Raw genomic sequence first — 25,934 nt, 5'->3', positions numbered from 1 at the left:
TTTCAACACGCGTGTTGACCATATGTAGAATCACAGTTGGTTGGCTACCGACCTAGACAGGGAGCGCTGCGCATGCTGGAACACGCCGAGCACTTCATCGCCGGTAAGTGGGTGAGGGCCAAGGGCGCGGACTTCATCAACGTCATCTCGCCCTCGACCGAGGAACTGGTCGGCCGCGTGCCGGTCGCACTTCCGGAAGAGATCGACACCGCGGTCACTGGCGCCCGCGAGGCATTCGAGAGCGGACCGTGGCCCCAGCTCAGCATCAGCGAGCGAGCCGAATATCTGCGCCGGTTCGTCGCGGCGCTGGATGCACGCCGTGAGGACGTTCTGCGGGCGCAGATCGATGAGATGGGCGCTCCCTACCGATTCGCCGTGGAGAACTTCGACGCCATCGCGCCGTCGCTGGAGCGGATGATCAAGGACGCCGAGAAGCTGCAACTGCGCGAGGTGCGCGACGGAACCATTGGCAAGGTGCTCGTGCTGCGCGAGCCGATCGGCGTCACCGCCGCCGTCACTCCATGGAACTCACCGGTCATGGTGGCACTGTCCAAACTGTTCCCGTCGCTGTTGATGGGCTGCCCGATCGTGCTCAAGCCGGCTCCCGAGTCGCCGCTGAGCGCATATCTGGTGGCCGCCGCCGTGCTCGATGCGGGCATCCCCGAAGGTGTGGTCAGCATTGTGAACGGCGGTGTCGCCGAGGGTGCGCATCTGGTGGCCCATCCAGGCGTCGACCATGTCACGTTCACCGGAAGTGTCAACGGCGGCAGGGCGATTGCGGTGGCGTGCGCCGAGCGGCTCCGGCGCGTCACGTTGGAACTCGGAGGAAAGTCGCCCGCGGTGATCCTGCCCGGAGTCGATATGACGCCGTATCTTCCGACGCTGGTGGGCGGCTCGTTGCGCAACAGCGGACAGATCTGCGTGTCGACCAACCGGGTGATCGTGCACGAAGACGACCGCGACAAGGTCGTCGGGCAGCTCATCGATTACATCTCGCAGATGAAGATCGGCAATCCACACGACGTGGACACCGATTTCGGGCCGGTGGCTTCGGCAAGACAACGCCAGGTGGTGGAGCGCTACATCGCATCCGGCAGTGCCCAGGGCGCGCGCGTGGTGTTGGGTGGTGGCCGGCCGGCGTTGTTGCCGCGCGGTTGGTATGTCGAACCGACCGTCTTCGTCGATGTCGACCCCAAGATGGATATCGCCCAAGAGGAGATCTTCGGACCGGTGCTGTCGGTGATGACCTATTCCGAGGAAGGCGAGGCGGTTGCGATCGCCAACGACAGTCGATTCGGACTCGGCGGCGCGGTGTTCGCTCCGGATCCCGAGGCGGGGATCGAGATCGCGTCTCGCATCGTGACGGGTACGTGCTCGGTCAACGGCGGCCCGCCCTCGGGTGGTGGCGCTCCGTTCGGTGGGCGAAAGGATTCCGGGCTCGGTTACGAACGTGACGTCGAGGGCTTGGAGAGCTTCGTGGAGCTCAAGTCGGTGACGTTGCCGGGCGGCTATCAGCCGAACGTGCACTGATCACCCGGATTTACATCAACGAGGAGATACCCATGACGAAATGTGCCGTCGCAGCACTGGCCGAACTCGACGACGACAATCCGCTGAAGCGGGTGGACGTCGACGGCGTGCCGATCTGCCTGGCCCGGCTCGCCAATGGCGAGGTGTTCGCGATCAACGACATGTGCTCGCATGAGGACATCGAACTCAGCGATGGTGATCTGGATGGCGACGATGTCGAATGCCCGGCGCACGGTTCACGTTTCAACGTCCGAACCGGTGAAGTGAGCGGGCTGCCTGCCGAGGAGCCGGTGGCGACCTACGCGGTGACTGTCGAGGACGGCCAGATCTTCGTCGAAGTGCGGGAAGCCGGGGCCTAGGTTCCTGCACAGGTCCGGCGGCTCAGCCGCCGGACCTCGCCAGCAGTTCTGTGCGGGTGGCGGCGATGAACTTGGACTGATCGACCGACAACGCGGCGGTCACCCGGCCGGAACCGTCAAACCACTGAGCCGTCCAGCCCTTTTCGTGATCTTCATCGATTGTCACTGTGTCGGACCCATCGTGATGGCCGACGTATTCGATGCGATGGCCGAACTGGTCGCTCCAGAAATACGGCACCGGATCGTGGATCAGCTGGCTGTCGGCGCCGTGGTAGATACCCGCTGCCACCACCGCGGGGGCGCAGTACGCGTCGTCCCAATGCTGGACGTTGAGCCTGCGGTCGTAGCGCCGCGACCACCAGGCTGCGGCGTCGCCAACCGCGTAGACGTCACGTGCGGCAGTGCAGCGCAGGTACTCGTCCACCGCAAGGGCAGGCAGCAGTTCCAGCCCGGAATCGGCGAGCCAATCGGTGGTGGCGCGCACCCCGATGCCCGTCACCACGACGTCCGCGGGGATCACCTCGCCGTCGGCGAGCTGTACGCCCTCATCCTCCACCGCGACAACCCTTGCACCGGTTCGTAATTCGGCCCCGCTCCACCAGGATGCGAACCGGCTGCCGATTTCGGTGCCCAGCGCTTGCGCCAACGGTGCGCGGTGGTATTCGAGGCCGGTGACTCGGCAGCCGCGCTCCACGGCCACGTGGGCGACCTCGGCCCCGATCCAGCTCGCGCCGATGACCACGACGCGTGCGCCCTCTGTCAGACGGTCCCGGAGCGCGGCAGCCTCGGTATCGGTGCGCAGCGTCAGCTGCTCGCCGCTACCCGGCAGACGCACCGGAGTGGCGCCGGTGGCGATCACCAGATGTCCGAATTCGATTGGACCGTCCGATGTTTGGACCTGACGGGAGTCCAAGTCGAGCGCCTTGGCGGTAACGCCAAGGCGCACGTCGATCGACAACTCCTCGTAGCGCACCTTCAGTGGCTTGGATTCCCTCTTGCCGCGAATCACGTTCTTGGACAGCGGTGGACGGTCATACGGCAGGCCGGGTTCGTCGCACACCAGCACGATCGGCCCACTGAAGCCGAGTTGGCGCAATTCCGTGCATGTTCGACTTCCGGCCAGGCCGCCACCGATGATGACGACGGGTGCGGTGTTGTCCTGAATCACGCCAGTCAACATAGCAGTTGACAGCGTTGCCGACGAGTGCCATTGTTCAGAATGTAAAGGAGGTATGTCCGATGACTGAGCCCGCTGGACGCGATGAGGCGCCTGCGCCGGAGGAAACGGTGGAAGGTTCGAAATGCCCCTTCGCTCGGGTCAATCAGATTGCCGACGCGTCGAAGTTGTTGCGTTCCAAGACTGCTGTCGCGCACAGCCCCGACCTCTTCGCGGGCCGCAAAGCCGACGAGGTCAACGGTGAGATCAATGTCCGGGAGTTCCTGGCGGCATCGATGATGTTCGTCGAAGGCGACTCACACCGCCGGCGCCGCAAGCTGCTCAATCCGCTGGTGCGCGCCGATGCGTTGCAGGGTATCCGTGAGGACATCGTGTTGCCCGAAGCGGACAAGCTGATGCAGACCAGGCTGGCCACGCCGGATGCCGACGGCATGTACCGGTTGGACTTGGTGGAGTTCCTGGAGCTGGTGTTCATTCACTTCACCGCTCGGCTGATCGGTCTGGTCGACATCGCCTCCGAGGAGCGGCTGGCGTTGCTGCGTTCCTTCGCCGGGCCGATTGCGGCCGGCACCAGTTCCGCCTATCTGAGCGATCGCACTGCCGTCAACGCCGAGGCGTTGCGGGCCAAAGCGGAGTATGTCGAGCAGTTCTTCAACCCGTCACTGCAGTGGCACCGGGAACAACGGGCACGAATCGAAGCCGGCGAGATCGCCGAGGACGATGTCCCGGGCAGCCTCCTGAAGATGGTGGCCGCACAGCTGGCACCAGAATGGGCCGACGAAGACAACGCCGTCGTCGAGTCGACGCTGCTGTTCGCCGCGTCGGTCGGGACCAGCACGCAGTCGATCATCCACACGATCGATCTGCTGCAGACCTGGTTCGTCGAGCACCCCGAGGACCTCGAACGGAAGACGGAGTCGAAGTTCCTGCTGAACAGCCTGCAGGAGGTGATCCGCATGCGCGCCCCGTTCTCGCCGTACACCACGCGACTGGTGCTGGAGGAGGGCGAACTGTCCGACGGCACCAAGATTGTGCCCGGCCAGGAACTGCACATGGAATACGTCAAGGCCAACCGCGACACCGAAGTGTTCGGTGAAGATGCTGCAGGCTTCAACCCGAACCGGGCCGACCCGACCAACGGGATGCCGCGCTATGGGCTGGGCTTCGGCATGGGCACGCACCAGTGTTACGGATTGCGTGTGGTGGTCGGCAACGACGGCAACGGTGGCGCTCACCTCGAATTGTTGCGCAAATTGATGGCCGTGGGTGTGCGGCCCGACCCGGACAACCCGCCGGTGGGCCTTGAGAAGGACATGAGCAAGTTCGAGGTAGAGGACATCCCGCGTTACACCGAGTACCAGGTCGTCCTCGACGACTGGGCGTCCGCGGCGTCCGGTGCCCGATCGGTGGCCGCCGCCGTTCACTGACGGCTTGGTCAAGCAGAACGTTGACCGGCACAGCAAGCGGAGATTAGCGTCGGCTTCGGTGACCGGATGAATGTGCAAGAGGACAGGAACACCCATGGCTACAACGGTTTTGGACGTCGACGAGGTCGGTAACACCCGCACGCTGGCCGAATATCTCGTCGATCTCCAATACGACGATCTGCCCGGTGAGGCAGTCGACCTACTCAAGATATTCACCCTGGAGTGTGTCGGCCACATGGTGCTCGCTCACGCCCAACCGGTCAGCCGGCTGTTGGTCGACTACGCGCGCCAACTCGGCGCCGCAGAGCAAGCGAGCATCATCGGCGGTGGTCTGCGGACATCGGTGGCCGAGGCGGCGTACATAAACGGATCCCTTGCGCACGCAGATGAATTGGAGTCGTACGGCACGATTCCGGGTACCGGCTTGATCCCGCCGATCGTCGCCGGTCTCGCCACGGGAGAATTCAGAAACAGCTCGGGTCGCGACTTCGTCACCGCCGTCATCGCCGGCATCGAGATGCAGGGGCGACTCGGCATGGCGGGCATCGGTGCCTGCGACCGCGGCTTCATGGGGATCTCCCTGGTCGGTCCCGGCGGCGCCGTCGTGGCCGCAGGCAAGCTCTTCGACCTCGATGTGAACCAGCTGATGCACGCGATGGGGACCGCCTTGCCGCTCGGCAACGGAAGTACCCGCGGCTGCGGTGCGATGTCCCACGTACACGAGGCGGGCGTGCCGGCCCGCACCGGCGTGTTCGCCGCGCAGGTTGCCGCATCGGGCTTCACCGCGTGTACCGACTATCTGGACGGAAACTATTCCTGGGGCGTGCAGTTCGCGGGTGAGACCGGCTCCCGGCCGTATGACGCGGCCAAACTCACCGACGGTCTGGGTGAGCGCTTGTTCCTGGAATTGGCCGGTGTGGCACCCAAGCAGTACGGGTCTTGTGGACTGACGCATCAGACGATTCACGGGACCATCGACATCATGCGGGAAAACGGTGTTGGCCCAGACGATATCGCCTCGATCGAGCTGCGGGTGCCACCATGGGCGGACCGCATCGCTCCCTACCGTGACCCGGTCAGTGGCGAACAGGCCAAGTTCAGCATTCGCCAAGGCGTGGCGGGGCTGCTGGTCGGGGGCGTTCCGGAGCTGCCCTACACCCATGCCTTTGATGACGCAGCGGCTCGGGATCCGCGATACGTGCAAGCACGCGAGCGTGTCGATGTGGTCGTGCTCGAAGGCGAGAGCGTACGCGGCTTCGCCGATCAGACAGTGATCGCGACGCTGAACGATGGCCGGGTCATCACCAAGGTGGTGCCCAGCCTGGAGGCACAGGGGCATACCGTCGACGAACGCATCGCGATGTTCAAGAACACCGCGAAACGGCTGGGGGACAAGGCAGACCGCCTGGTCGACGTGGTGATGGACCTGGAGAATCACGCTGTCTCCGATATCGCCGAACTGGCCCGGTGAGCGGGCCGGGGATGACGCGGTCTGTCGGTGATCTGTCGGGCATCCGGGTCATGGTTGTCGGTGGCGGCGGCGTGGGCAACGGACGAGGCATTTCACTGGGCCTGGCTTCGGCCGGTGCTCGGGTGGTGGTGGCCGATATAGATCTGGACCGTGCCGCCGGCGTTGCGGAGGCGATCACCGCGCAGGGCGGCGAGGCGCACGCTTTGCGCTGTGATGTGTTGTCGGCGAACGATATCGAATCTGCCACTGCCGGTGCGGTGAGTGCGTTGGGCGGCCTCGATGCGGTGGTGACCATCGTGGGCGGTTACTCCTTGTTCGCCCCGTGGACGCCGGTGGGGGAGGTCTCTGACGAGCAGTGGCAGCGGATCATGGACCTCAATCTCACCTACGTATTCCGTTTCGTCCGGGCAGCGGTGAAAGTTTTCGATCAGCAGGGCACCGGTGGGTCCATCGTCAGCGTCGGGTCGATCTCCGGCAGTGTCGGCAGTCCGTACGCCCCGGCATATGGTGCAGCCAAGGCAGGACTCGCGAGCCTGGCCAAGTCGGTGTCCGTCGAATGTGGTGCCCGCGGTATCAGGATGAACGTGGTGTCGTGCGGTGTCATCGCCACCGAGGCGCAGCGCGCGAATTTCCCGAACGAGGGTGGTATCCCGCAGCGTGTGCCGGTCGGCCGGGTCGGCCGTCCGGACGAGATCGCAGCGGCCGTAACCTTTCTGGTATCGCCCGCGGCATCGTATGTGTGTGGGCAGAACCTCGTCGTGGACGGGGCGCTCACCAGCCGGTTCCCACTGCCGCTGCCCGATATCCCGCCCAACGCCGCCGGCTGAGTGCGGCTCCGGTGTCGGGCACATACAGTTTCGCTCTCACCGGCGACGTGATCATGAACACGCCGGTCTCGGTTTGTCGAGACGCCGACGTGCTGGCGGCGGTCGATGTGCTCCGCGATGCTGACGTCACGCACGCGCACTTGGAGATTCCGCTTCACGATTTCGATCGCGCCGACATCTTCGGTGCGGCCGAGGGCGCACTCAGTTGGATGCGCGGGCCGAGTCGGGTGGCGTCCGAATTGCGATGGCTCGGTGTCGATGTGGTTTCAGCGGCATCCAATCATTCGTTGGACTACTCCTACGGTGGACTGCACCGCACGATCGAGTCCCTCGACGCTGTCGGGCTACCGCACGCCGGTATCGGCGCCGATCTCGGTGCGGCCCGAGCGCCCGCTTTCGCTGACACTGCGGTGGGACGCATCGCCCTGGTGTCAGCGACTTCGGCGTTTCCGGCGTTCGCGCGGGCAGGTGCAACCCGCCCGGACGCACCGGGGCGTCCGGGGGTGAACCCGCTCCGCCATCTGCACGTGGTCGCTCCCGCTGTGGCCGAACAGATCCGCACAATCGCCGGTGGCCTGGGTTTGTGGGTGGTCAGTGACGGCGACGAGTTCGTCGTCCACCCGCCCGGATTGCACAACTCGATCACCAGATTCCGTGTCGCGCCAGAAATCTCAGCGTCGACCACCGCGTGCGACACCGACGATCTGGCCGGGACCATGGAGTCGATTCGGCTGGCTTCGGTCACCGCGGACCTCGTGGTCGCGCATCTGCACGTACAGGCTTGGGATGGTGCTGACGGACGGATGTCGTCCAGTCCCGCGTTCGTCCATGAATTCGCCGGCGCGGCAATACAAGCTGGAGCCCGCATTGTGCTGGTGCAGGGTTCGCACGCTCCGATGCGGGGGATCGAAATACGTTGTGGCGTACCTATTTTCCATGACCCCGGACCACTCTTCAGGTTGGGGCGCCGAGAGGCGCAGCCCCATGACTTCTATTTGCGCTGGGGCAACGACGGGTCGGTGCGCTCATTCGATGCGGGGCAGCTCGACGCGTTCGGTGAGCGTGACCATGCCCTCGGCGGCGCCGGCAGTGGCAAGACCGTGCACAGCCCACGGGAAGGGAACGACCACGAACCCGGTTTTGTGGTTCCGGTGTGCATCGTGGACGCCGTCACCCACCGGGTGATCCGGATCGAGTTGCATCCGATGGCCTGGAGCACGGTTCGCCGGGCCACCACGGGCTTTCCGGTGCGTGCCACAGGTGCACGCGCACAAGCGATTCTGTCGCGACTCGGCGTACTCAGCGAGCCCTATGGCACGGTGGTGTCGGTGGATGCGGATCACGAGCGCGGCGGCATCGTCGTATGAGGGGTATCCGTGCGATTTAGCGTCTCGATGGTGGTCACCGATCGCGGTGCGCACGTTGCCGACATCGCTCGTGACGTCGAGACTCGCGGCCTCGACGGGCTGTGGATACCCGACCATACGCACATTCCGACGTCGCGCGAGACGGCGTATCCGCTGGGCGGCGAACTGCCGGACCGCTACCGGCGCAACCTGGAAACGCTGACCGCGATGGCGATGGCAGCGAGTGTGACGACGCGGATTCGGGTCGGCAGCGGCGTGCTGCTGGCCGCTCAGCGGGACCCCATCGTGACCGCGAAGGCACTGGCCACCATCGACCAACAGTCCGGTGGCCGCGTGGCGGTTGGAGTGGGCTACGGCTGGAACCTCGAAGAGATGCGTGATCACGGCGTCGACCCGGCTACTCGACGTGCCCGCACCCGCGAACATGTGTTGACCATGCGTCAACTCTGGGAGCGCGAGACCGCCTCGTACGAAGGAAGATTCGTTGCCATGGCGCCCACGTGGTCCTGGCCCAAGCCGGTGCAAGATCCGTTGCCGGTCTTGGTAGGCGGGGCAGGCACGCCGACGGTCTTCGACCACATCGCCGAGTACGGATCGGGCTGGATACCTCTCGGCGGTCGCGGGCTCTCGGCCGCAATACCACGGCTGCGTGATCGAGTGGCCGCGGCAGGACGTGATCCGGGTCTGCTGGAGGTGGTTCCGTTCGTCGCGGGTACTCCGGAGCACGGCAAGGTCGATACATTCGAGCGTGCCGGAGTCACCGAGATCGTGTTCGATATCAGCGCCGAGGATGCGGCCGTCAGTCAGCGGGCACTCGATTGCGTTGCCGCATTCGTGACCGAGCGTCGGCACGGCAGCAGATAGATCCGGCGCCCGTGGCAGGGGACCACGGGCGCCGGACCGGCTCGGTGCGGTAGGTCAGGCCAGGTAGCTGCCTTCGTTGTTGATCTTGAGGACCTTGGTCTGGGTCCATTCGAGCAGGCCCTCCAGCCCCATCTCCCTGCCGATGCCCGACAGCTTGAAGCCGCCGAACGGTTGGCCGAGGACGCCGCCGGTGGAGTTCACCGTGAAGCTGCCGACATTGAGTCGCTCACCGACACTGCGCGCCAGTGTGGTGTCGTGGGTGAACATCGCCGCGGTGAGTCCATATTTGGAATCGTTGGCGATCCGCACGGCATCGTCGACATCCTCATAGGTGATGACGGTGAACACCGGACCGAACACCTCCTCCTGTGCGACCTCCATCGAGTTGTGCACGTCGGTGATCAGCGTCGGCTCGAAGTACCAGCCGCGGTCCAGTCCGGCTGGGCGCTTACCGCCGGCCGCGATGGTGGCGCCTTCCTGCACGGCGCCCTCGACGAATCGCTCGCACCGGTCGCGCGTCCGGCTGACCGCTACCGGACCGAAGTCGGTGGCGGGGTCCAGCGCGCTGCCGATCCGCAGGCTGTTGAACACGGCACTGATGGCGGCGACGATCTCGTCGTGCCGACGCTTGGGGACCAGGAGACGGGTGAGCGCCACACAGACTTGGCCCTGGAACGGGATGAGGCCGGGCAGCAGCAGTGGCAGCAATTCGGCGATGTCCATGTCGTCGGCGACGATGCCGGCAGACTTGCCACCGAGTTCCAGAGTGGTCTTGACGAGCCGGTCGGCCGTGCTGTGCAGGATCTGCGAGCCGACGGTGGTGCCGCCGGTGAAGCTCACGGTGTTGACGCCGGCGTGCTCGACGAGGTATCTGCTGGCCTCGGTGCCCGCCGCCACGACGGTCAATACACCGGGCGGCAGGTCGGCTTCGGCAGCCGCATCGGCAATGTACTGCGCGACCAGCCGGGTCTCGATCGGCAGTTTGACGATGACGACGTTGCCCGTCAACAACGCGGGGAGGGCCTTCATGCCGATGTAGGCGAGTGGCCCGTTGTACGTCAGCACCGCGACTGCGACGCCGTAGGGTTCGCGGGTTACGGTGACCGGTCCGGCGAAGCCGGTGCGCTCCTCGCTCATCGGCACCGTCTGGGCCATGTCGTACATGTTCTCGTAGACCGTCGGGGCCACGATGCCATTGATGGCGTCCCGGAAGGCGGCGGTCGGGCCGCACTCGGCACCCCAGGCCAGGCCGATCTGATCCTTCTTGCTCAGCAGCGCATCGGTGAATCGCCGCAGTGCCACAATGCGTTCGACAATGGGCAGGCGTGGCCATGGTCCTTCGTCGAATGCCCGGCGGGCGACGGCGACGGCTTTGTCGATATCGGCGGGCGTGACGTCGGGCAGCTCGGTGATCACCGTTTCGTCACTCGGATTGATCACGGTGACGCGGGCGTCGGTCGTGGCCGGCTGCCAGCTGCCGCCGATGAAATGTTCGTCGGGATGGGGTACGGCGAGGTCGAGACTCGGGAACGAAACTGTCATCGGGAAGATCCTTCAAATATGTTGGGCCACTGCGATATCGCTTCAACATGCTTCGGACGCCGGTGGCAAGGACATCGGGTTGCCGAGGCCTGTACGCGAGAACGATAACCACCCCTTTGTCGGGTAGTCAACAGCGATGTTGAGATCGACTCCCGGCGGATCCGGGCAGTATTCAATAGAGTCAACTCGGGTGTTGACTATCGCGTTCGTGCGGATTAACTTGGGCGTCACGCACTCTGGGTATCGACGGGAGCTAGGTAATGACCACGGTTGACGACCTTTCATTGACGGAGCGGGCATTGATCGTGTCCTCGGATGGGCACGCAACGGCGCAGATGCGCGCGTACCGGCCCTACCTGGACTCGGACATCCGTGAAGAATTCGACGCATTCTGCGATCGATTCGACGAGGAGGGTATGACGACGGCCAACCCGAAGAGCCTGGCGAACCGTATCGATCCCGACCTGGTCAAGCTGTGGGTCGAGACGGTGCTGGACGAGGGGCGTGTCGACGGCCAGTGGGATCCGGCACGGCGCTTGAAAGAGCTCGACCACGAGGGAATTTCGGGGGAAGTTATCTTTCCGGACTTCGGTCTGCCGTTCGAACTGCATCCGCCATTGGTGGCCGCCATCCTCGGCTACAGCCGCACGCCCGAGCAGGTCGAGGCCGCCAATCGCGCCTACAACCGCTGGCTGGTCGACTTCTGTAACACGTCCCCAGAACGTCTTTTCGGGTTGGCGGTGACCACCTTTGACGATGTCGAGGCGACGGTGGCCGAGATCCGCTGGGCCAAGGACGCCGGTCTGGTCGGCATCGTCCTTCCGGCGTTCGATGAGAGTCGACCGCTGTTCAGCGCTCAGTTCGATCCGATCTGGGCCACCCTGGCCGAGCTCGAGATGGTCGTCACCTCGCACACTGCGATCTCGTCCATCACCAACCGCATCTCGGCCGCGACCCTGCAGTCTGTTCCGCACCCGGCCTGCGCGGCCCCCATCATGACCGCCCAGGCGTTCTTCAACTGCCAGCAGATCCTCAACCACTTGATCTGGGGCGGCGTTCTCGAGCGCCACCCGAACCTGCACGTCGCGCTGACCGAGCTCGGTTCCGGTTGGGTGGTCAGCGCCCTGCGTGGCATGGACTACTCGTGGGAGAACAGCTATTTGCGTCGCGATGTGCGCGAGGTGGTGAAGAACAAGCCTTCGTTCTATTTCGATCGGCAGGTGCATATGGGCTCGTCGCTGCTGTCGCGCGCGGAGGCGGCCGCTCGTGAGGAGATCGGCATCACGAAGATAATGATCGGCGCCGACTACCCGCACCACGAAGGCACCTGGGGCGCCGGCCCCGGCACCACGGAGTACATGCAGGCGACGTTGGGTGCGGCCGGTGTGCCGCCCGCCGATGCTCGTCTGATGTTGGGGGCCAACGCCGTTGACACTTTCCATTTGAACGGTGCCGCGCTGCGCAAGGTCGCCGACGAGATCGGCAGGCCGATGCGGGACCTGCTGAAGCCGCCCACGAAGGAGTGGTTTCCGCGCGGGGACGTCCACAAGCCTTTGGCGACCGCATTCTGATGCGGGCCGACGGCATTCTTGCCTGATGCCGCTAGCTGGCCAGCTGGCCGCGACACGATGTGTCTGCGGCCAGCCGGTGCTGCTCGACCGCCTGTCGCGGGTCGTCAGTGCGGCAGCGTGCACCCGGTGTGGCCGGTGGTTCACCGTGACCCGGCGGACCTTCGTGCAACGATTCGGTGCCTTGGTGATCCAGCTGCTCAGCGGCTGCTGTGCGCACCCCGATGACATCTTCCGAGTTCTTTGGATGCTGTCCTGATGTCCCGTTAAAGCGCACGCGCACCGACCTTTTGGCCGCGATGACCCGGTCGTGTCGCTGCGGTCCACCACGTCAGCCCAGTCTGCTCGGCCAGCTGGCGGGCAATGCGATCGACTTGACCCGAAGGTAGCGGTGCAGCCCGTCCGGCCCGCCGTCGCGGCCCAGGCCGCTGGCCTTTGCGCCCCCGTAGGGGCCGCCTCCGCCGGCGAACAGCGCATTGTTGACTGCGCAGGTGCCGGTCTGCAGCTTGCCGGCCAGGTCAACGGCGTGCTCGGGGTCGTCGGAGTAGACGCTTCCGCCCAACCCGTAGGTGGAATCGTTGGCCAGCCGAACAGCCTCGGCCTCGTCGCGATAGCCGATGATGGACAGCACCGGGCCGAAGATCTCGTCGCGTGCGATGACCATGTCGTTGTTCACGTCGCCGAAGATGGCCGGCCGCAGGTAGTAGCCGACCGGTAGGTGCTCGGGACGTGTACCGCCGTAAAGCAATTTGGCGCCTTGTGCCTGTCCCGAGGCGATGTAGCCCTCGATTCTGTTTCGGTGCCGCTCACTGACCAGTGGGCCGATCGCCGTGGCCGCATCGTGGGGATCACCGATCTGCATCGCCGCCACCGCGTCGATCAACGCGTCGCCGAACTCGTTGACCTGGCTGGTGTGTACCAGTAACCGGGAAGTGGCGATGTGGAGTTGGCCGTTGTGGGTCAGGGAGTGTGCGAGGACCGCGGGCAGATGCCGCGCAATGTCCGCGCCTTCGGTGAGGATCGCGGCGGACTTACCGCCCAGTTCGCAAGTGAGGGACTTCAATTGCTGCCCGCACACCGCAGCGATCTTGCGCCCGGTCTCGGTGCTGCCGATGAAGGTGACGGCGTCGACCTGCGGGTGGGAGATCAGATACGAACCGACATCCTGTCCGCCGGGCAGGATCGACACCACTCCCGGTGGGATCCCGGCGTCACCGAGGGACTGCGCCAGCAGATATGCCGAAAAGGGAGTCTGCGGAGACGTCTTCAGAACAGTGGGGCACCCCATCAACAGCGCCGGAAACAGCTTCGCCGCCGCCGCCAGGACGGGGGCATTCCAGGGCACGATCGCCGCCACCACCCCTAACGGCTCTCGCAGGACCCGCACCTTGCCGGTGATGCCCTGCCGGGTCTCACTGGACACCACCTCCGCGGCATCTTGGGTCAGACGATCCAGCAGCGTGGACAGCGCCGTGGTGGTCGCCCTGCTGAACGAAATGGGAGCACCGGTCTCGTCGACCTGCATCGCGATGGCAGTCTGTTGGTACTTGTTCTCGAAGATCGTCAGGGCCGCTTGCAGATAGGCCGCGCGCTCTTCGAGCGGAAGTCGGGGCCATGGACCGTCGTCGAAAGCCGTCCGAGCGGCCTGTACTGCTCGGTCCAGCTCGCGGAACGTCGGAATGACGATGCGCCCCATGGGTTTTTCGGTGCAGGGCGACACGACGTCCAGCCACTTGCGGCTGGATCCGATCAGCCACTCGCCACCGACGAACAGTTCCTCTGTGATCAACACCGGCGTCAAACCCCTTTCGCGGGCGCGACCTGTCTACGTCTGCGGCCGACCGTGTCCGTCGGCACGGTGAGCATCGGACCTGACCGCAGCGCGTGCTGGGCGGGAGGTGACAGGGATGTACGCCATCCGGTACAGCACAGCCCGAGAACGTCCGCCGCGGCAGAGTAGTCGCTACTTTCTTTGTGACATCCCTGTCGTCAGCGGTCTGTGGATCAGGCCGCGGTGACCCGCTGGGATGGACCGTCAGCCGTACGTGTGGGACGCGCCGGAAGCATCTTGATCGCGAGGTAGACCGTCGTGACGCTCGCTGCCATCGACACGATGGCAGCGGCGTACATCAGCACCGTCGACGGATTCGCGTTGCTGATGACATCCAACGCAAGGAAATTGGTGCCGATTTGGATCGCCGGCATGACGGCGGGCACCAGGACGACCATGGCCCAGGCCTGATGCCCGGTGAGCGCTCGGCGCAGACGGGCGGCGATGATGCCACCCACGATGCCGATCGCGGAGTTGGCCACTGAGATCCACAGGGGGAACGAGGCGACGCGGAACGGATGTGCGCCGTAGTACTCGTAGGTACCCAGCCGAATGCACACGATTTCGGTCGCGATGCCGATCGCCACCAGCACACCGGCCAGTCGCCATACCGATGACGCGGTAGCGCCCTGTTCGACTCTCCACCAGACCAGGAGGGTCAAGCCGCCGTAGAAGGCACCGTAGGAAAGCCACGACCATATGGGCTGGCTCTGGCCGAACGCCGAGTACATGTTCCATTGGCCGGGGGTGTAGTACCACAAGTGCATCGTGACGCAGTACATCGGTTCGATGAAGCCGGCGATGAGGCTGCCCACGAGGGTGGCCACGGGGCCCCAGCTGGACAGCCTTCTGCCCATTCGCACCGCCGAGACCGCAGCCACCAGCAGCGCGATGACCACGAGAATCGTCATGATGAGCTGTCCGGTGTGGTTCACCGGTACGTCGTACGGCGGAACTGGCATTCTCGGCTCCTCTTGATGTCAGCGTCGACCTGTCAGAGCCGATTCGACTCGCCGTCGCACGGCAGCGCAGGAGTAGTCACTACTTCCTCTTTCCGGTGTGTCGACGGAAGTCCAAAGGCCAGGTCATCTGCGGCGTCACCGTAGAGCCGGCGATCCGGAATCTCGTCCGGCCACGAGCGTGAGCGTCTTCGGTGAGCGCCCGGTCTCGTTAGCCCGTCAATGCAACCGCTCGATCTGATCAACATCGACATTGACGACGGTGCAACGATGAGTCGCAAAGAGCACCAGGGATTTTCGGTCCGTGCGACGCGTAGCCGGTCGCACCCGGCGGACGACGAGCGCAGGACGAGGCGTCGGACGATGCTTAGCGGGAAACCCATGCCGATGCCGGCCAGAAAAGTCGGGCGAGAGTCTTGAAATGCGCGCCCGCAGAGTAGCCACTACTCTGTCGCACCCCCGACCGTGTGCTGTGTGGTGGTGCTCACAGATCCACCGCTCAAGAGGTGGTGCTCACAGCCGCTTGACCTTTAGGAGGGACTTCCATGGCGTTACCGTCGTCCGGCACTCGGGCCGAGGCCCGCAGGAGCTGCGCCGATGCCGTACTCCATCGGCTTCTGCTCCTGTCCCGAGTCGAGCTGGCGGTCGCCGGATGGTAGTAACCAGAGAACGACCCACCGTGAACTCTCAGGGCCGCCATGTTGAGCCATCACGGACGACTACCGCGTTGGGCATGGCCGGCCGCAAGGTGTCCTCGTTCGGTGCCGTTCCGGTGCGCGCAGCGGGTACGACCGGCCGTGCTGTGCACTTGGCGGTCTCGGTGTTCCGCTACGCAGTCCAGGACACCGTCACCTTGCGGTTGCCGGTTCAGGAGTTCCTTTGGCAGGCTTGGGTATTGCTTAAGGTGACCGCGACGCCGGCGGTCCTGATGGCGATACCGTTCGGCGCGATGATCACGGTGGTGACCTCGGGATTGGTTGCCCAAGTGGGGGCGACCGCCCTGCTCGGCGCGGCCAGTGGCGTAGGTGTCCTGCGCCAGGGCGCACCCATCACCGCCGGATTGTTGATGGGCGGCGCCGCGGCCTCGGCCATCGCATCGGACTTCGGTGCGCGTGCCATGCGTGAGGAACTCGACGCCATGCGGGTGCTCGGCGTCGACCCGGTCCGGCGCCTGGTGGTGCCGCGCTTCTTGGCACTGCTGCTCGTAGCCCCCATCCTGTGCGTGGTCATCATCGTGTCGGGCACCGGCGCCGCGTTCCTGCTGTCGGTTGCGGTCAGCGGCGTGGCCACGGGGAGCTTCTGGAGTTCGTTCGGGACGTTCGCGAATATGACCGACGTATGGTTCGCGATCGCGAAGAGCCTCGTGTTCGGCGCGATCGTGGCGATCATCTCCGCGATGCGGGGTATGGAGGCCAAGGGCGGTCCACGCGGTGTCGCCGATGCCGTCAATGCGGCGGTCGTGATCAATGTTGTGCTCATCGTGCTGACGAATCTGTTGATCACCCAGATCCAGGCGATGTTCTTCCCAGCGGTGGTGGCGTGATGTCGGCGCCTTCGGTTCCTTCTGTTTTGTGGCGCGCCCGCACGGCCGGCGTCGATGCGGTCCAGAAGCCGGTACTCGGATTCGGTCAGTGGATGTTGTTCATTGGGCAGACGTTTTGGTATCTGCCACTGACAGTCCGCCGGTATACCCGCCAGACATTGGCGACGATGATCGAGATGTCTTGGGGTAGAGGGGCGCTCATCGTCGACGGCGGCACGATCAGCGTGTTGCTCATCCTTGGTATGGCTGTCGGTGCCTCGTTGGGCATCGAGGCGCTCGCGACGCTGAACACCCTGGGCTTCGGCGCGCTGTCGGGCCTCATCGGTGGTGTGGGCGCCGTGCGCGTGATCGGGCCGCTGATCGCTGGAATCGCGTTCACCGCACAGGCGGGTACACGCATGACCGCCGAGATCGGGGCCATGCGCATCGCCGAGGAGATCGACGCCCTGGAGACCATGGGCTTGCGACCCATCCCGTTCGTGGTGGGTACTCGCCTGGTCGGCGGGCTGATGTGCGTGATACCGGGTTTCCTGCTCACCCTGGTGGCCACCTTCTACGTGCTGCAGCTGGTGGTGGTCGTATTCAGCGGGGAGCACGGGGGAACCTATGACCACTACTTCATCCAGTTCCTGACGCCCATCGACCTCTTTTATTCGTTGATCAAGGCGACGATTTACTGCATCGCGGCGACATTGATTCATTGTTATTACGGATACTTTGCCTCCGGCGGTCCGGTCGGTGTGGGCCAAGCGTCCGGTCGCGCGGTGCGTACGAGCCTGGTCACGATCATGGTCTTGGATTTCACGACGACCGTGTTGTTGTGGGGCCTCAAACCCGAATTTATTTTCAAAGGATAGGCGCTGAATTCATGCTGAGAGGATCAGCGAAGTACCAGGAACGAGTGTTGATGACGATAGGCGTCGTCGGGCTGCTGTGTATTGCGGTGGGGGTATTCCTCATCGTGGCGAATCCATTCGGCGGCCGGCCCAAGGACGAATTCTCCATTGCGATCACCACGCCCTACGTCGGGCAGGGCATCGAGGCGGGAACCGCAGTCGTGCTGCACGGCATCAAAGTCGGACAGGTCACCAACGTCACCAATACGACGAGCGGTGGTGTACGGCTCGACACCGACCTGCAGAAGAAACCGGTGCAGGGCATAACCGACAAGGTGGACATCGATTTCCGGCCCATCAACTACTTCGGTGTCCCAGGAATCAACTTGCTGCCGAATCCGGGCGGTCAGGAACTGCGCGACGGGAGCCAGATCAGTGTGGCGCCGAAGGGAAACTTCACGCTTTCCCAATTGCTGTCCCAACTGGGAGACGTTTCCGCGGCCAGCCTGACGCCGCAGCTCGTCACCGTCATCGACCGGGTGACCCGCTACACAGACGGACTCAACCCGATGTTCGAAACAGCTGTGACCGCGATCAGGACGGTCGACTCGGCTCAGACGGTCCCAACCCAACAGCTGCTGGCCAACCTGGCACCGGCGATCGCGGCATTTCCGGCATTCACCGACGCGTCGTTGGTGACGGGAAGACGAATCATCGATTTCAGCTACTACCCGGGGCAAAACCTGCAATCGGCGACGTCCAGCGGTCCGGCGACGAAATTTCCCTTCCTGCAAGCGACCGAGGTGGAGAATCTCTCCGACGAAACCGAACCTTTCTTCCGGAATGTGGCCTACCACACCACAGACCTCCTGGCGAACGGTCTGTTTGCCTCCGTGGGCAAGCTCGTCAGCAGCCATGTGGACGACTTGTTCCCCCTGATCGCTGGGCTCAAGTCGATCACGGACACGGGGCCTGTCTTGTTGCGGCCGGCTGACGTCGCGGAAAAGCTTGCGGAATTGCGGTCTCGGTTCGAGACGCTCTATGCCGGAGACGGCCAGCAGCACGCGGTTTCGGTGCGAATCCTGCTGGACAGCCTTCCCGGTGTGGCGGCACCTCTGGGTATCTCGGCGGAGGCTGCGCGATGAAGATCATCTCCTCGCTGTGGCGTCTCGGTCTGAGCGTCGCCTTTACGGTCGCGCTGGTCATCCTGCTGTCGAACACCCTGACCAATCCCGTGGCGGTCGACACGCGCACCTACACCGCCGAGTTCACCGATGCGTCGGGGCTTCATCCCGACGGCGACGTGCGTGTGCGTGGCGTCCGGGTGGGAAAGATCGAATCCGTCGACCTCGTCCGCCGCAATGAACAAAACGTTGCGCAGGTCAAGCTCACCCTGAACCGGAAATACGGTGTCGTGGCCATCACTCGGCTTGCCATCAAGTTCCAGGCCTTGACCGGTGTGCGCTACGTGGATGTCACCAACGCCGCTGAGGGATACCGGGATTCGGATCTGGTGACGCACGTGCCCACCACCATGACTCAACCCTCCTTCGACGTGACAGCGCTGTTCAACGGACTCCAACCCGTGCTCGCCACGTTGAGCCCGGCGGAGATCAACACCTTCACCGCGAACGCGGCGTCTTTCCTGACCGGCGACGGCAGTGGTTTGGCCCCACTTCTGGCGAGTGTGAACAGACTGACCGCGTTCGTCTCGGACCGCCAACAGGTTGTTTCGACGTTGATACACAACTTGTCGCAAGCCGGCACCGCTCTGCAGGGCACGTCCGCGAAGTTCATCCACGTCATCGACTTGGTGAATACACCAGTGGACAAGGCACTCTCGATCTTGGACGAGTTCCGCAAGGACCTTCTGTACAAGGATTTCTTCGATCCGGTCATCCGGTTGCTGCACAGTGCCGGCTTCAAGCCGGGCACGAATGTCGACGAAGCGTTGGACCGTGCGTTCAGCAACCTCGACCGCTTCTTCGACGCATTCAAATTGGTGCCGGTGATGGACGGGAACATTCCACCGCCGGGTGAGGATGGAACCCCCGTACAGCCGTGCTCGCGCGGCAACTTTCAACTGCCGGAGACGATGGACGTGCTGCTGAACGGTCGACGGGTCGTGCTATGCAATCGCTGAGATCGATGAAGTTCTTGCGCAACCCGATCATGTGGGGTGCCGGGGCGCTGGTGTTCGCCACCGTCGTAGCGCTGGTGTTGGCTCACATCTATTTCAGCCCGCCAGGCCGGGACAAGATCATCTCCTTCTACACCGACGATGCGGCATCGGTCCGCGTCGGAGATGAGGTGCGGATGGCGGGGATCTCGGTGGGCAAGGTGACGGAACTGTCGCTGCAACCGAACCAGGTTCTGGTGAAGGCCCGGGTCAATGACGATGCATTCGTCGGCGACCAGTCGCAAGTAGACGTGCGGATGCTCACCGTGGTTGGCGGCTACTACGTCAATGTCGCGTCGATCGGTGCCACCCCGCTGGGCTCGCGCACCATTCCGCTTTCACACGTGACGATGCCCTACAACCTGGTGCGGGCACTCACCGATACCACCAAGATCACCGAAAACGTCAATCCGACGCCGGTGAACGAATCGCTCAACCAAATCGCGCAGGGTCTCACGGGTACGAATGTCGAAGTCGTCTCGAACGTGATCAATGCGGGCAATGGCTTGATGTCGGCAGTAGAAAGGCAGCGCGGCGAGGTGACGAAGATCCTCGATATCTCCAGCGAATACATCAAGACGCTGGCGAATTATCGCGATAAATTCGCGGATCTGCTTCGGAAGGTGTCGATTGTGATCCAGACACTGGTGATCTACAACAATGGATTGGCCGGTACGCTTCAGGGACTGGGTGAAGTCCTTCTCGATCTGATACCTATTGCCGATTTCTACGAAAACCATCGTGTTGCATTCGTCGAGAAGGTACGGAATTACCTGTCCAAAGGTCAGGATTTCGTGACGCGCAATGGTGTCACCATTCGCGCCCTGCAGCGGGTGCAGAACTTGATGGACCGAGTACTCGATGCGCAGAATGCGCCACCTGGACTATTGGCCACCGACCTTTGCATGCCGCTACCCGGGAGCGCCTGCTGATGGCCGGGTCACTACCATTCCGGTTCCGCCGAATTGGCGTCGCAGTCGCGGCGACGGCCACGACGCTGTCCTGCGGATCGTGTTCGCCGACCAGCATGGCAGAGGCCGTTCGATCAGAGGCCGGTCGATATTGCGCGATCATGCCCGACAGTGTCGGGCTATACGTCGACAACCCGGTCACCCAGATGGGCTATCCGATCGGCAAGATTGCTGCCATCACGCCCGAGGCGATGTCCGTGCGGGTGGACTTCACAGTCGACGATGGCCGGGTGCTGCCCGAAAACGTCAAAGCAGTCACCAGGTCGGCTTCCATCTTGGCCGACCGGTCGCTAGAACTCGTCGGCAACTACGAGGCAGGTCCCCGGCTGTCCGCGGGGGGATGCATTCCCTTGAGCCGGTCTTTGACGCCGAAGAGTTTGTCCGAGGTGGTCGGGGCGTCGACCACGTTCATCAACTCGATCAACCCCGCGGGTTCGGACAACGTCGGTGCCGTGGTGGGCGGCGTCGACCGGGCGCTGCACGGTCAGGGCGCCGGTGCCAACAATCTACTGACCACGACGTCGGCGGTCGTCGACTCACCCGAGCAAACCCTTGGTGATCTCGACTCCATCACCACCAACCTCGCCCAGGTGACGACCACACTGGCCGACCTCAACCCGACGTTGAAGGAAGTGTTCGTCGACGCGTCGAATTCTGTGTTGCAGGAGGCGATCAAGACAACGGTGGGTGCGGCAAACACCTTCGACGGCGTCATTCCCGTCACCGACATGGCCTCAGGTCTAGAGAAAGAGCTCGGTCCGCAGATTCAGCAATTGCTCGACGCGGTATCGGTCGCCGTTCGTAAGGCCACTCCGCGCGCCCCCTACTACGCGAGCCTGCTGAACGTGGCCCCTCGCTTGCTCAACGGATTCATCAACGTCGCCAACAACCACCAGTTCACGCTGCATTATCGTCCGCCGACGTACCGTCTGCGGGCGCCGGAGGGGGTCGCGCAGTGCAACATCATGAACGCCGCCATGCCCGGTAGCTGCGCGAACGTCAAGGGAACGCCGTACGCCGTCGACGTGGCGCTGCTTCAGTACGTTCTGGCGCAGGCGGCGAGCAAATGACACCTCGATTGCGGACCCTCGCGGTCGCCGCGCTGGCGGCCAGCGTGTTCACGGCCTCGGGCTGTGCCTCGCTCAACGTCAGCCAGCTGCCCCAGCCGGGCCCGTCCTATGACGGCGGACACGACATCGTCATGCAATTCGAGAGCGTCTTGAATCTGCCCGAGCGCGCGAAAGTGGTGCTGGACGGTGTGACCGTCGGCGTCGTGTCGAAGGTGACACTGGCGGGCCACGACGTCGACGTGACCGCGCGCATCGCTCCCGGCGTCGTCATCCCGTCGGACATTCACGCCGTTCTACAGCAAGCGACCGTGCTGGGCGACATCTACGTGGCACTGGAGCGTCCCCCGGCCGGCGCTGTCCCGGCACACCCATTGGCTGCGGGCGCGGTGATCCCGATCAACCAGACGACGTCGCCACCACAGCTGGAAGACACCATCGCCAGCCTCGCGAACTTCGTTTCGAGCGGATCCATCCAACGGGCGCAGAACACCATCATTCGCCTCAATCGCGTGGTGCCCTCCAGTGACGAGGTACGACGGCTGACGACCCGGGTCGACACCGATCTATCGGCACTGTCGGCGAACATGGACCAAGTCGATCAACTGCTCACCGGATTGGCAGGAACCGCGGAGGCCGTGAATCGCCACATTCCGGAAGCGCAGTACTGGTTCTCGCCCAAGGGGCAACTCGGGTTCGAGCGCACCACGGACATTGCGACGTTCACCGGTCAGGGCCTCATTGGCGTCGGAACCATCACCGGCGGTGGCTACTGGTTGGTCCCCTTCCTGAATTCGCTGGCGGATTCCGTTGGCGCGCTTCAGCAGTCGAAGGTGGCCACCGAAGCGGAAATACCGAAGTACCGGCATCTATTCACCGATTACTTCCTGCCGGTGGACAAATATCCGGCGATCAACATCACCTCGATCGTCGGGCCTGACGGGCGGGAGCTGTCGGGCAATGTGCAGGACGTGCTACGAATTCTGGGGGCAATGCCATGAGATTGCGTGACTTCGTTTCCTTTCTGGCATTTGGCGCCATCATGGTGTTCGTCCTGGGGTATTTCGGATCTCTCGGACTTCGCGTCAGCCCGCCTTCCCACCGCACCAACCTGTCCATGGACGTCCCCGATGTCAACGGTCTCGTCGTTGGCTCGAACGTGCTGCTACGTGGTGCGCCGGTCGGGAAGGTGAGCAGTATGCGAACCTCCCTCAGCACGTCGACCATCGACTTCTACGTCGAAGGCCAGTACCGGATTCCCGAAGACACCGACGTGCGGCTCGAGAATCTCTCTGCACTGGGCGAGTCCTTCGTCGAGTTCGTGCCGAAAACCGATGGTGGACAAGCGTTGCGGGATGGCCAGCGCATCGCCACCAAGTCGGTGACACTGCAACCGTCGGTCTCCGAGTTGACGACGAGCGTGGTACGGGTACTCGACCAACTCGACCCCGACGCGGTCAAGCGCATCATCGGCGAGGCTGATGCCGCACTGCCAGACCCCAACGCAGTGCTGCCCAACTTGGCACACGCGAGCACCCAGCTGAACAACATGGTCAACGGCATGAACGGTCAGGGTCGCCAGCTTCTGATCAATTTTCAGACGCTGCTGCGCAACGCCGAATGGGTCAGCCCAGCCTTGACGAGTATGGCTCCCCAGATTCAGGCCCTGGGCGTGGGTTTGCAGGACCTCTTCAAGCTCTTCTCGGCCTTCTATCAACACGACAATCCCAATGCCATCAACAATCTGAACAATCTGGTCGCGCGGATTCAGGGCCTGCTGGACGACCGTGGCGGCGACCTCAAGGTGCTCGGTGAGGCATTTCAACCGAAGCTCAATGCGATTGCCGCAACCCTGATGAATTTCGACAGCGGTCAGATCCTGGACAACTTCCTCAACCAAGTGCCCGCTGACGGAACCATCACGCTACGTGTCACGCCATGATCCGGATCCGCGATCGCGTGCTCGTCAGGGACGTAATTTTCGAGAAAGGTTGCACGATGAGCAATAACGGGACCCAAATGCAAGAGGCAACACGTGAGGTCGACGCCGCCGATGACGCCGCTTCCGGACCAGAACCCGCCGAGCCCAAGGCCGATGGTCGATTCGACGCGGGGCAGGCCGACGTCCCCGAGGAAGACGGCCCCGAGGAAGTGAAGTCAACCCGCCGACAACGGTCCGTTTCGATCAGCGTCCGTGGGTTGGTGGTCGGTGCGGTGATCGTGGCACTCGTCGCCGTGTCAGGCGTTTTGGGTGCGCTGTATCTCGGGGCGCGCCATCAGTTGGACGCCCAAGCCATCGAATCGGCCAATGTTGCGCATGCCGAGAAGATCGCTCTCGATTACGCGGTAAACGCCGCGACGATGGACTACAAGGATCTGCAGAGCTGGCACGTCAGACTCGTGGCGGGAACCAGCCCGGAACTCAACAAGAAGCTCTCCGACGCCGGCACCTCCATGGAACAGGTCCTGGTCCCGCTGCAATGGAGTTCGACCGCGCAACCACTGGTCGCCAAGGTCAGGTCCCACACCGGTGGCATTTACGTCGTCGACAGCTTCGTGAGCGTTCGTACCAAGACGGTGCAGGCGCCAGAGGCACTGCAGTCCACGGCGACCTATAGCACCACGATCGACAGCAACAACAACTGGCAGATCACCGACGTCGGTGGAATCGGCTCGGCTTTGGGCCCGAAATAACTCCGACAGACGTCGAAGGAAATGGGGCCACGGTGAGGACGAGAGGAGTTCGACGATGAGAGACAGAATTCGACGCGGTGCTGCCGCCATGGGCTGTGCGGGGCTCTTGTCGGCGATGGCCATACTGACGAGCTCAACTTCAGGTGCCGGTCCTGATGTTGCACCCCCGCTTCCCGATCCACCCAGCAACAGCGAACTGATTCGGGCCTTACCGGTGACCACGCCGACACCGTCGGCCTGGGCGCCGCAGTTCCCCTTTCCCTACGATCAAACGCGCAACGAAGTCACCGACGCCGACATCACGGCGATGCGTGAAATGTGTCAGTGGTACAACGCCCAATACGCCACGCTCAGCGCTCAGATCGACAGACTCCAATTCAACCGGATCGGTGTCTGGGGTGACTACGACTACACGCAAGGCAATGTTCAGCAGCAGGTCGATATCGTCACCGGAAACATCGGTAAGGCTGTCGACTTTCTCGCACCGCGGGCCCAGTCGCTGACCCGAGCCCAGAACCCCTACGGCGACAGCTACTTTCCCATCTACAAGGGCGAGCAGTTCTACAAGCTGTGGGAGCAACTGTCCAACGTCAACAACGGGATCTTGGCGCATCAGCCGGATTGGTTCACCGGACCGTCGGTGCAGAAGGCGAAGCGTTGGGGCGAGGACATCCACCGCTCGCACGTGTGCGAATAGGACATGCCCGTGCGAATTCGAAGGAACACGATGAGACCAGGTCGCCGCGTCGCGCGCGGAACATGCGCAGCTCTGATCGTATTGACCACTGCAGGTGTTGCCATGGCGCCCTCGGCGGTGGCCGATTCCAGCGACACTCTGCGGGCTGCCCTATTGGCGGCGCGGGCGGGGACGTGTGGGCCGCTGCGGTCCGATCCGCTGGTCGAGAAGACGGCCGCAGAAGTCAATGCATCCAACGACAAGTGGCTCAATCACGAAGCGCGGTTCGAACCGGAGGCCGACGCGTTACCGCGACTGAAAGACCTCGGCTACGGCGGCAGCAAGGCGGCGATCTTGTCCGGTGCCGGGGCAACCGATGCCGACTCGATCAAGGCGCTGTTGTTGCAGGGCTATCTCAAGATTCCGGACTGTTCCTACACCGATTACGGCGTGAGCGCGCTGCACAACACGTCCAAGGACATGACTTTGACGATCGTCGTGCTGGCTGCCTAGGCAGCCTCTGGTTGCGGTCGACGCTGTCATATTTTCATTCGCCTATCAGAAAGGGAGCCACGTGAATCGAATTCTGCCGATGACGGTCTCGGTCGCCGTCGGCATTACGGGCTTGGTGCAGATGCCGGTCGCGTGGGCGCAAGACACGGTGACCTACGACATCTTCTCCGATTCGGTCGGCGAGCTGGCCGGCGTTGAGTATCGCGACATCTCGGGTAAACACCTGCTGCAAGACGTGCCGCTGCCCTGGACGCTGACCGTGCCGGTGGTGAGCGCAAAGAGCCCAACTGCCGACGGTGCCGAACTGCGGGCTGACTGGCGGCCGAACTTTCGCACGGCTGCAACGGTCGGGCGGGTCTTGCTGGATCATTTTGTGACAGTGCGTATTTCCGAAGGCACCAACGTGCTCTGCGAGAGCATCCTCGATGTCGGAAATGCGACGTGCTACGGCAGCGTGCCGCACACGTCGGAGAACGAATCGTCGCCGGGAAACCTGCCGTGACCGGGCGGCTTGGTCGTGCAGTCGGACGAGT

General features: G+C 63.6%; 25 protein-coding genes. 21 read left to right on the top strand and 4 right to left on the bottom strand.

Going from position 1 to position 25,934, the window contains the following annotated elements; genetic code table 11:
• Positions 1–72: 72 nt before the first annotated feature.
• Together ABIA30_RS25560 and ABIA30_RS25555 are read left to right on the top strand one after the other, a co-directional pair.
• Entirely contained in the window at positions 73–1,530 is a 1,458-nt protein-coding gene (locus ABIA30_RS25560; RefSeq protein ID WP_370070666.1) for an aldehyde dehydrogenase family protein, read from the top strand.
• A gap of 32 nt (positions 1,531–1,562) precedes the next feature.
• Entirely contained in the window at positions 1,563–1,889 is a 327-nt protein-coding gene (locus ABIA30_RS25555; protein ID WP_370070664.1) for a non-heme iron oxygenase ferredoxin subunit, read from the top strand.
• A 22-nt stretch (positions 1,890–1,911) separates the two neighbouring features.
• Here ABIA30_RS25555 and ABIA30_RS25550 read toward each other — a convergent pair whose 3' ends face one another.
• On the bottom strand, positions 1,912–3,057 hold the full coding sequence (locus ABIA30_RS25550; protein WP_370070662.1) for an NAD(P)/FAD-dependent oxidoreductase: 1,146 nt from the start codon (positions 3,055–3,057) through the stop codon (positions 1,912–1,914).
• 71 nt (positions 3,058–3,128) lie between these two features.
• On the opposite strand from ABIA30_RS25550, the gene ABIA30_RS25545 reads away from it, so the two are divergent.
• The 5 genes from ABIA30_RS25545 (at position 3,129) to ABIA30_RS25525 (ending at position 9,022) form a co-directional block, all read left to right on the top strand.
• Positions 3,129–4,493 (top strand): cytochrome P450, encoded by a 1,365-nt coding sequence (locus tag ABIA30_RS25545; protein ID WP_370070660.1) that lies wholly within the window; start codon positions 3,129–3,131, stop codon positions 4,491–4,493.
• 94 nt (positions 4,494–4,587) lie between these two features.
• Positions 4,588–5,964, top strand: a complete 1,377-nt coding sequence (locus ABIA30_RS25540) for an MmgE/PrpD family protein (RefSeq protein ID WP_370070658.1) — start codon at positions 4,588–4,590, stop codon at positions 5,962–5,964.
• 11 nt (positions 5,965–5,975) lie between these two features.
• Positions 5,976–6,791, top strand: coding sequence for an SDR family NAD(P)-dependent oxidoreductase (locus ABIA30_RS25535; RefSeq protein WP_370070656.1), 816 nt, complete (start codon positions 5,976–5,978; stop codon positions 6,789–6,791).
• Positions 6,792–6,802: 11 nt separating this feature from the next.
• The gene (locus ABIA30_RS25530) at positions 6,803–8,158 is read left to right on the top strand and encodes a CapA family protein (RefSeq protein ID WP_370070654.1); all 1,356 of its coding nucleotides are present in this window, start codon (positions 6,803–6,805) and stop codon (positions 8,156–8,158) included.
• Positions 8,159–8,167: 9 nt separating this feature from the next.
• Positions 8,168–9,022, top strand: a complete 855-nt coding sequence (locus ABIA30_RS25525) for an LLM class F420-dependent oxidoreductase (protein WP_370070652.1) — start codon at positions 8,168–8,170, stop codon at positions 9,020–9,022.
• Between the two features lie 54 nt (positions 9,023–9,076).
• Here ABIA30_RS25525 and ABIA30_RS25520 read toward each other — a convergent pair whose 3' ends face one another.
• Complete coding sequence (locus ABIA30_RS25520; protein WP_370070650.1) at positions 9,077–10,564, bottom strand: aldehyde dehydrogenase family protein; 1,488 nt, start codon at positions 10,562–10,564, stop codon at positions 9,077–9,079.
• A gap of 260 nt (positions 10,565–10,824) precedes the next feature.
• Here ABIA30_RS25520 and ABIA30_RS25515 point away from each other — a divergent pair, with 260 nt between their 5' ends.
• Both ABIA30_RS25515 and ABIA30_RS25510 read left to right on the top strand, forming a co-directional pair.
• On the top strand, positions 10,825–12,135 hold the full coding sequence (locus tag ABIA30_RS25515; RefSeq protein WP_370070648.1) for an amidohydrolase family protein: 1,311 nt from the start codon (positions 10,825–10,827) through the stop codon (positions 12,133–12,135).
• A gap of 25 nt (positions 12,136–12,160) precedes the next feature.
• On the top strand, positions 12,161–12,391 hold the full coding sequence (locus tag ABIA30_RS25510; protein WP_370070646.1) for a hypothetical protein: 231 nt from the start codon (positions 12,161–12,163) through the stop codon (positions 12,389–12,391).
• A 72-nt stretch (positions 12,392–12,463) separates the two neighbouring features.
• Here ABIA30_RS25510 and ABIA30_RS25505 read toward each other — a convergent pair whose 3' ends face one another.
• On the bottom strand, positions 12,464–13,924 hold the full coding sequence (locus ABIA30_RS25505) for an aldehyde dehydrogenase family protein (protein ID WP_370070644.1): 1,461 nt from the start codon (positions 13,922–13,924) through the stop codon (positions 12,464–12,466).
• A gap of 212 nt (positions 13,925–14,136) precedes the next feature.
• Positions 14,137–14,925 (bottom strand): hypothetical protein, encoded by a 789-nt coding sequence (locus ABIA30_RS25500; protein ID WP_370070642.1) that lies wholly within the window; start codon positions 14,923–14,925, stop codon positions 14,137–14,139.
• A 649-nt stretch (positions 14,926–15,574) separates the two neighbouring features.
• Between ABIA30_RS25500 and ABIA30_RS25495 the strand changes: the two genes are divergently transcribed.
• From ABIA30_RS25495 to ABIA30_RS25440, 12 genes are all read left to right on the top strand, one after another.
• Entirely contained in the window at positions 15,575–16,465 is an 891-nt protein-coding gene (locus ABIA30_RS25495; protein WP_370070640.1) for an MlaE family ABC transporter permease, read from the top strand.
• Positions 16,465–17,322, top strand: a complete 858-nt coding sequence (locus tag ABIA30_RS25490) for an ABC transporter permease (RefSeq protein WP_370070638.1) — start codon at positions 16,465–16,467, stop codon at positions 17,320–17,322. Before ABIA30_RS25495 ends, ABIA30_RS25490 begins: the two co-directional genes overlap by 1 nt.
• Positions 17,323–17,372: 50 nt before the next feature.
• Positions 17,373–18,446: an MlaD family protein gene (locus ABIA30_RS25485; protein ID WP_370070636.1), complete on the top strand. Its 1,074-nt coding sequence runs from the start codon at positions 17,373–17,375 to the stop codon at positions 18,444–18,446.
• Complete coding sequence (locus tag ABIA30_RS25480; protein ID WP_370070634.1) at positions 18,443–19,444, top strand: MlaD family protein; 1,002 nt, start codon at positions 18,443–18,445, stop codon at positions 19,442–19,444. The genes ABIA30_RS25485 and ABIA30_RS25480 overlap by 4 nt, the downstream gene beginning before the upstream one ends.
• A gap of 5 nt (positions 19,445–19,449) precedes the next feature.
• Positions 19,450–20,412, top strand: a complete 963-nt coding sequence (locus ABIA30_RS25475; RefSeq protein WP_370070754.1) for an MlaD family protein — start codon at positions 19,450–19,452, stop codon at positions 20,410–20,412.
• Complete coding sequence (locus ABIA30_RS25470) at positions 20,412–21,521, top strand: MlaD family protein (RefSeq protein WP_370070632.1); 1,110 nt, start codon at positions 20,412–20,414, stop codon at positions 21,519–21,521. Before ABIA30_RS25475 ends, ABIA30_RS25470 begins: the two co-directional genes overlap by 1 nt.
• Complete coding sequence (locus ABIA30_RS25465; protein WP_370070630.1) at positions 21,518–22,519, top strand: MlaD family protein; 1,002 nt, start codon at positions 21,518–21,520, stop codon at positions 22,517–22,519. Before ABIA30_RS25470 ends, ABIA30_RS25465 begins: the two co-directional genes overlap by 4 nt.
• Positions 22,516–23,460, top strand: a complete 945-nt coding sequence (locus tag ABIA30_RS25460) for an MlaD family protein (protein ID WP_370070628.1) — start codon at positions 22,516–22,518, stop codon at positions 23,458–23,460. The genes ABIA30_RS25465 and ABIA30_RS25460 overlap by 4 nt, the downstream gene beginning before the upstream one ends.
• A gap of 56 nt (positions 23,461–23,516) precedes the next feature.
• Positions 23,517–24,212 (top strand): hypothetical protein, encoded by a 696-nt coding sequence (locus ABIA30_RS25455; RefSeq protein ID WP_370070626.1) that lies wholly within the window; start codon positions 23,517–23,519, stop codon positions 24,210–24,212.
• An 88-nt stretch (positions 24,213–24,300) separates the two neighbouring features.
• Positions 24,301–24,909 carry a hypothetical protein gene (locus tag ABIA30_RS25450; RefSeq protein WP_370070752.1) on the top strand — a complete coding sequence of 203 codons (609 nt, stop codon included), beginning with the start codon at positions 24,301–24,303 and terminating at the stop codon, positions 24,907–24,909.
• A 102-nt stretch (positions 24,910–25,011) separates the two neighbouring features.
• Entirely contained in the window at positions 25,012–25,401 is a 390-nt protein-coding gene (locus ABIA30_RS25445; RefSeq protein ID WP_370070624.1) for a hypothetical protein, read from the top strand.
• A 61-nt stretch (positions 25,402–25,462) separates the two neighbouring features.
• Positions 25,463–25,903: a hypothetical protein gene (locus ABIA30_RS25440; protein WP_370070623.1), complete on the top strand. Its 441-nt coding sequence runs from the start codon at positions 25,463–25,465 to the stop codon at positions 25,901–25,903.
• Positions 25,904–25,934: the final 31 nt, after the last annotated feature.

This window comes from Mycobacterium sp. MAA66 (genome assembly GCF_041261665.1).
GTDB lineage: Bacteria > Actinomycetota > Actinomycetes > Mycobacteriales > Mycobacteriaceae > Mycobacterium.
Note: the sequence above shows the minus strand (reverse complement) of the source record. Positions and strands in the feature narration are given on the sequence as shown.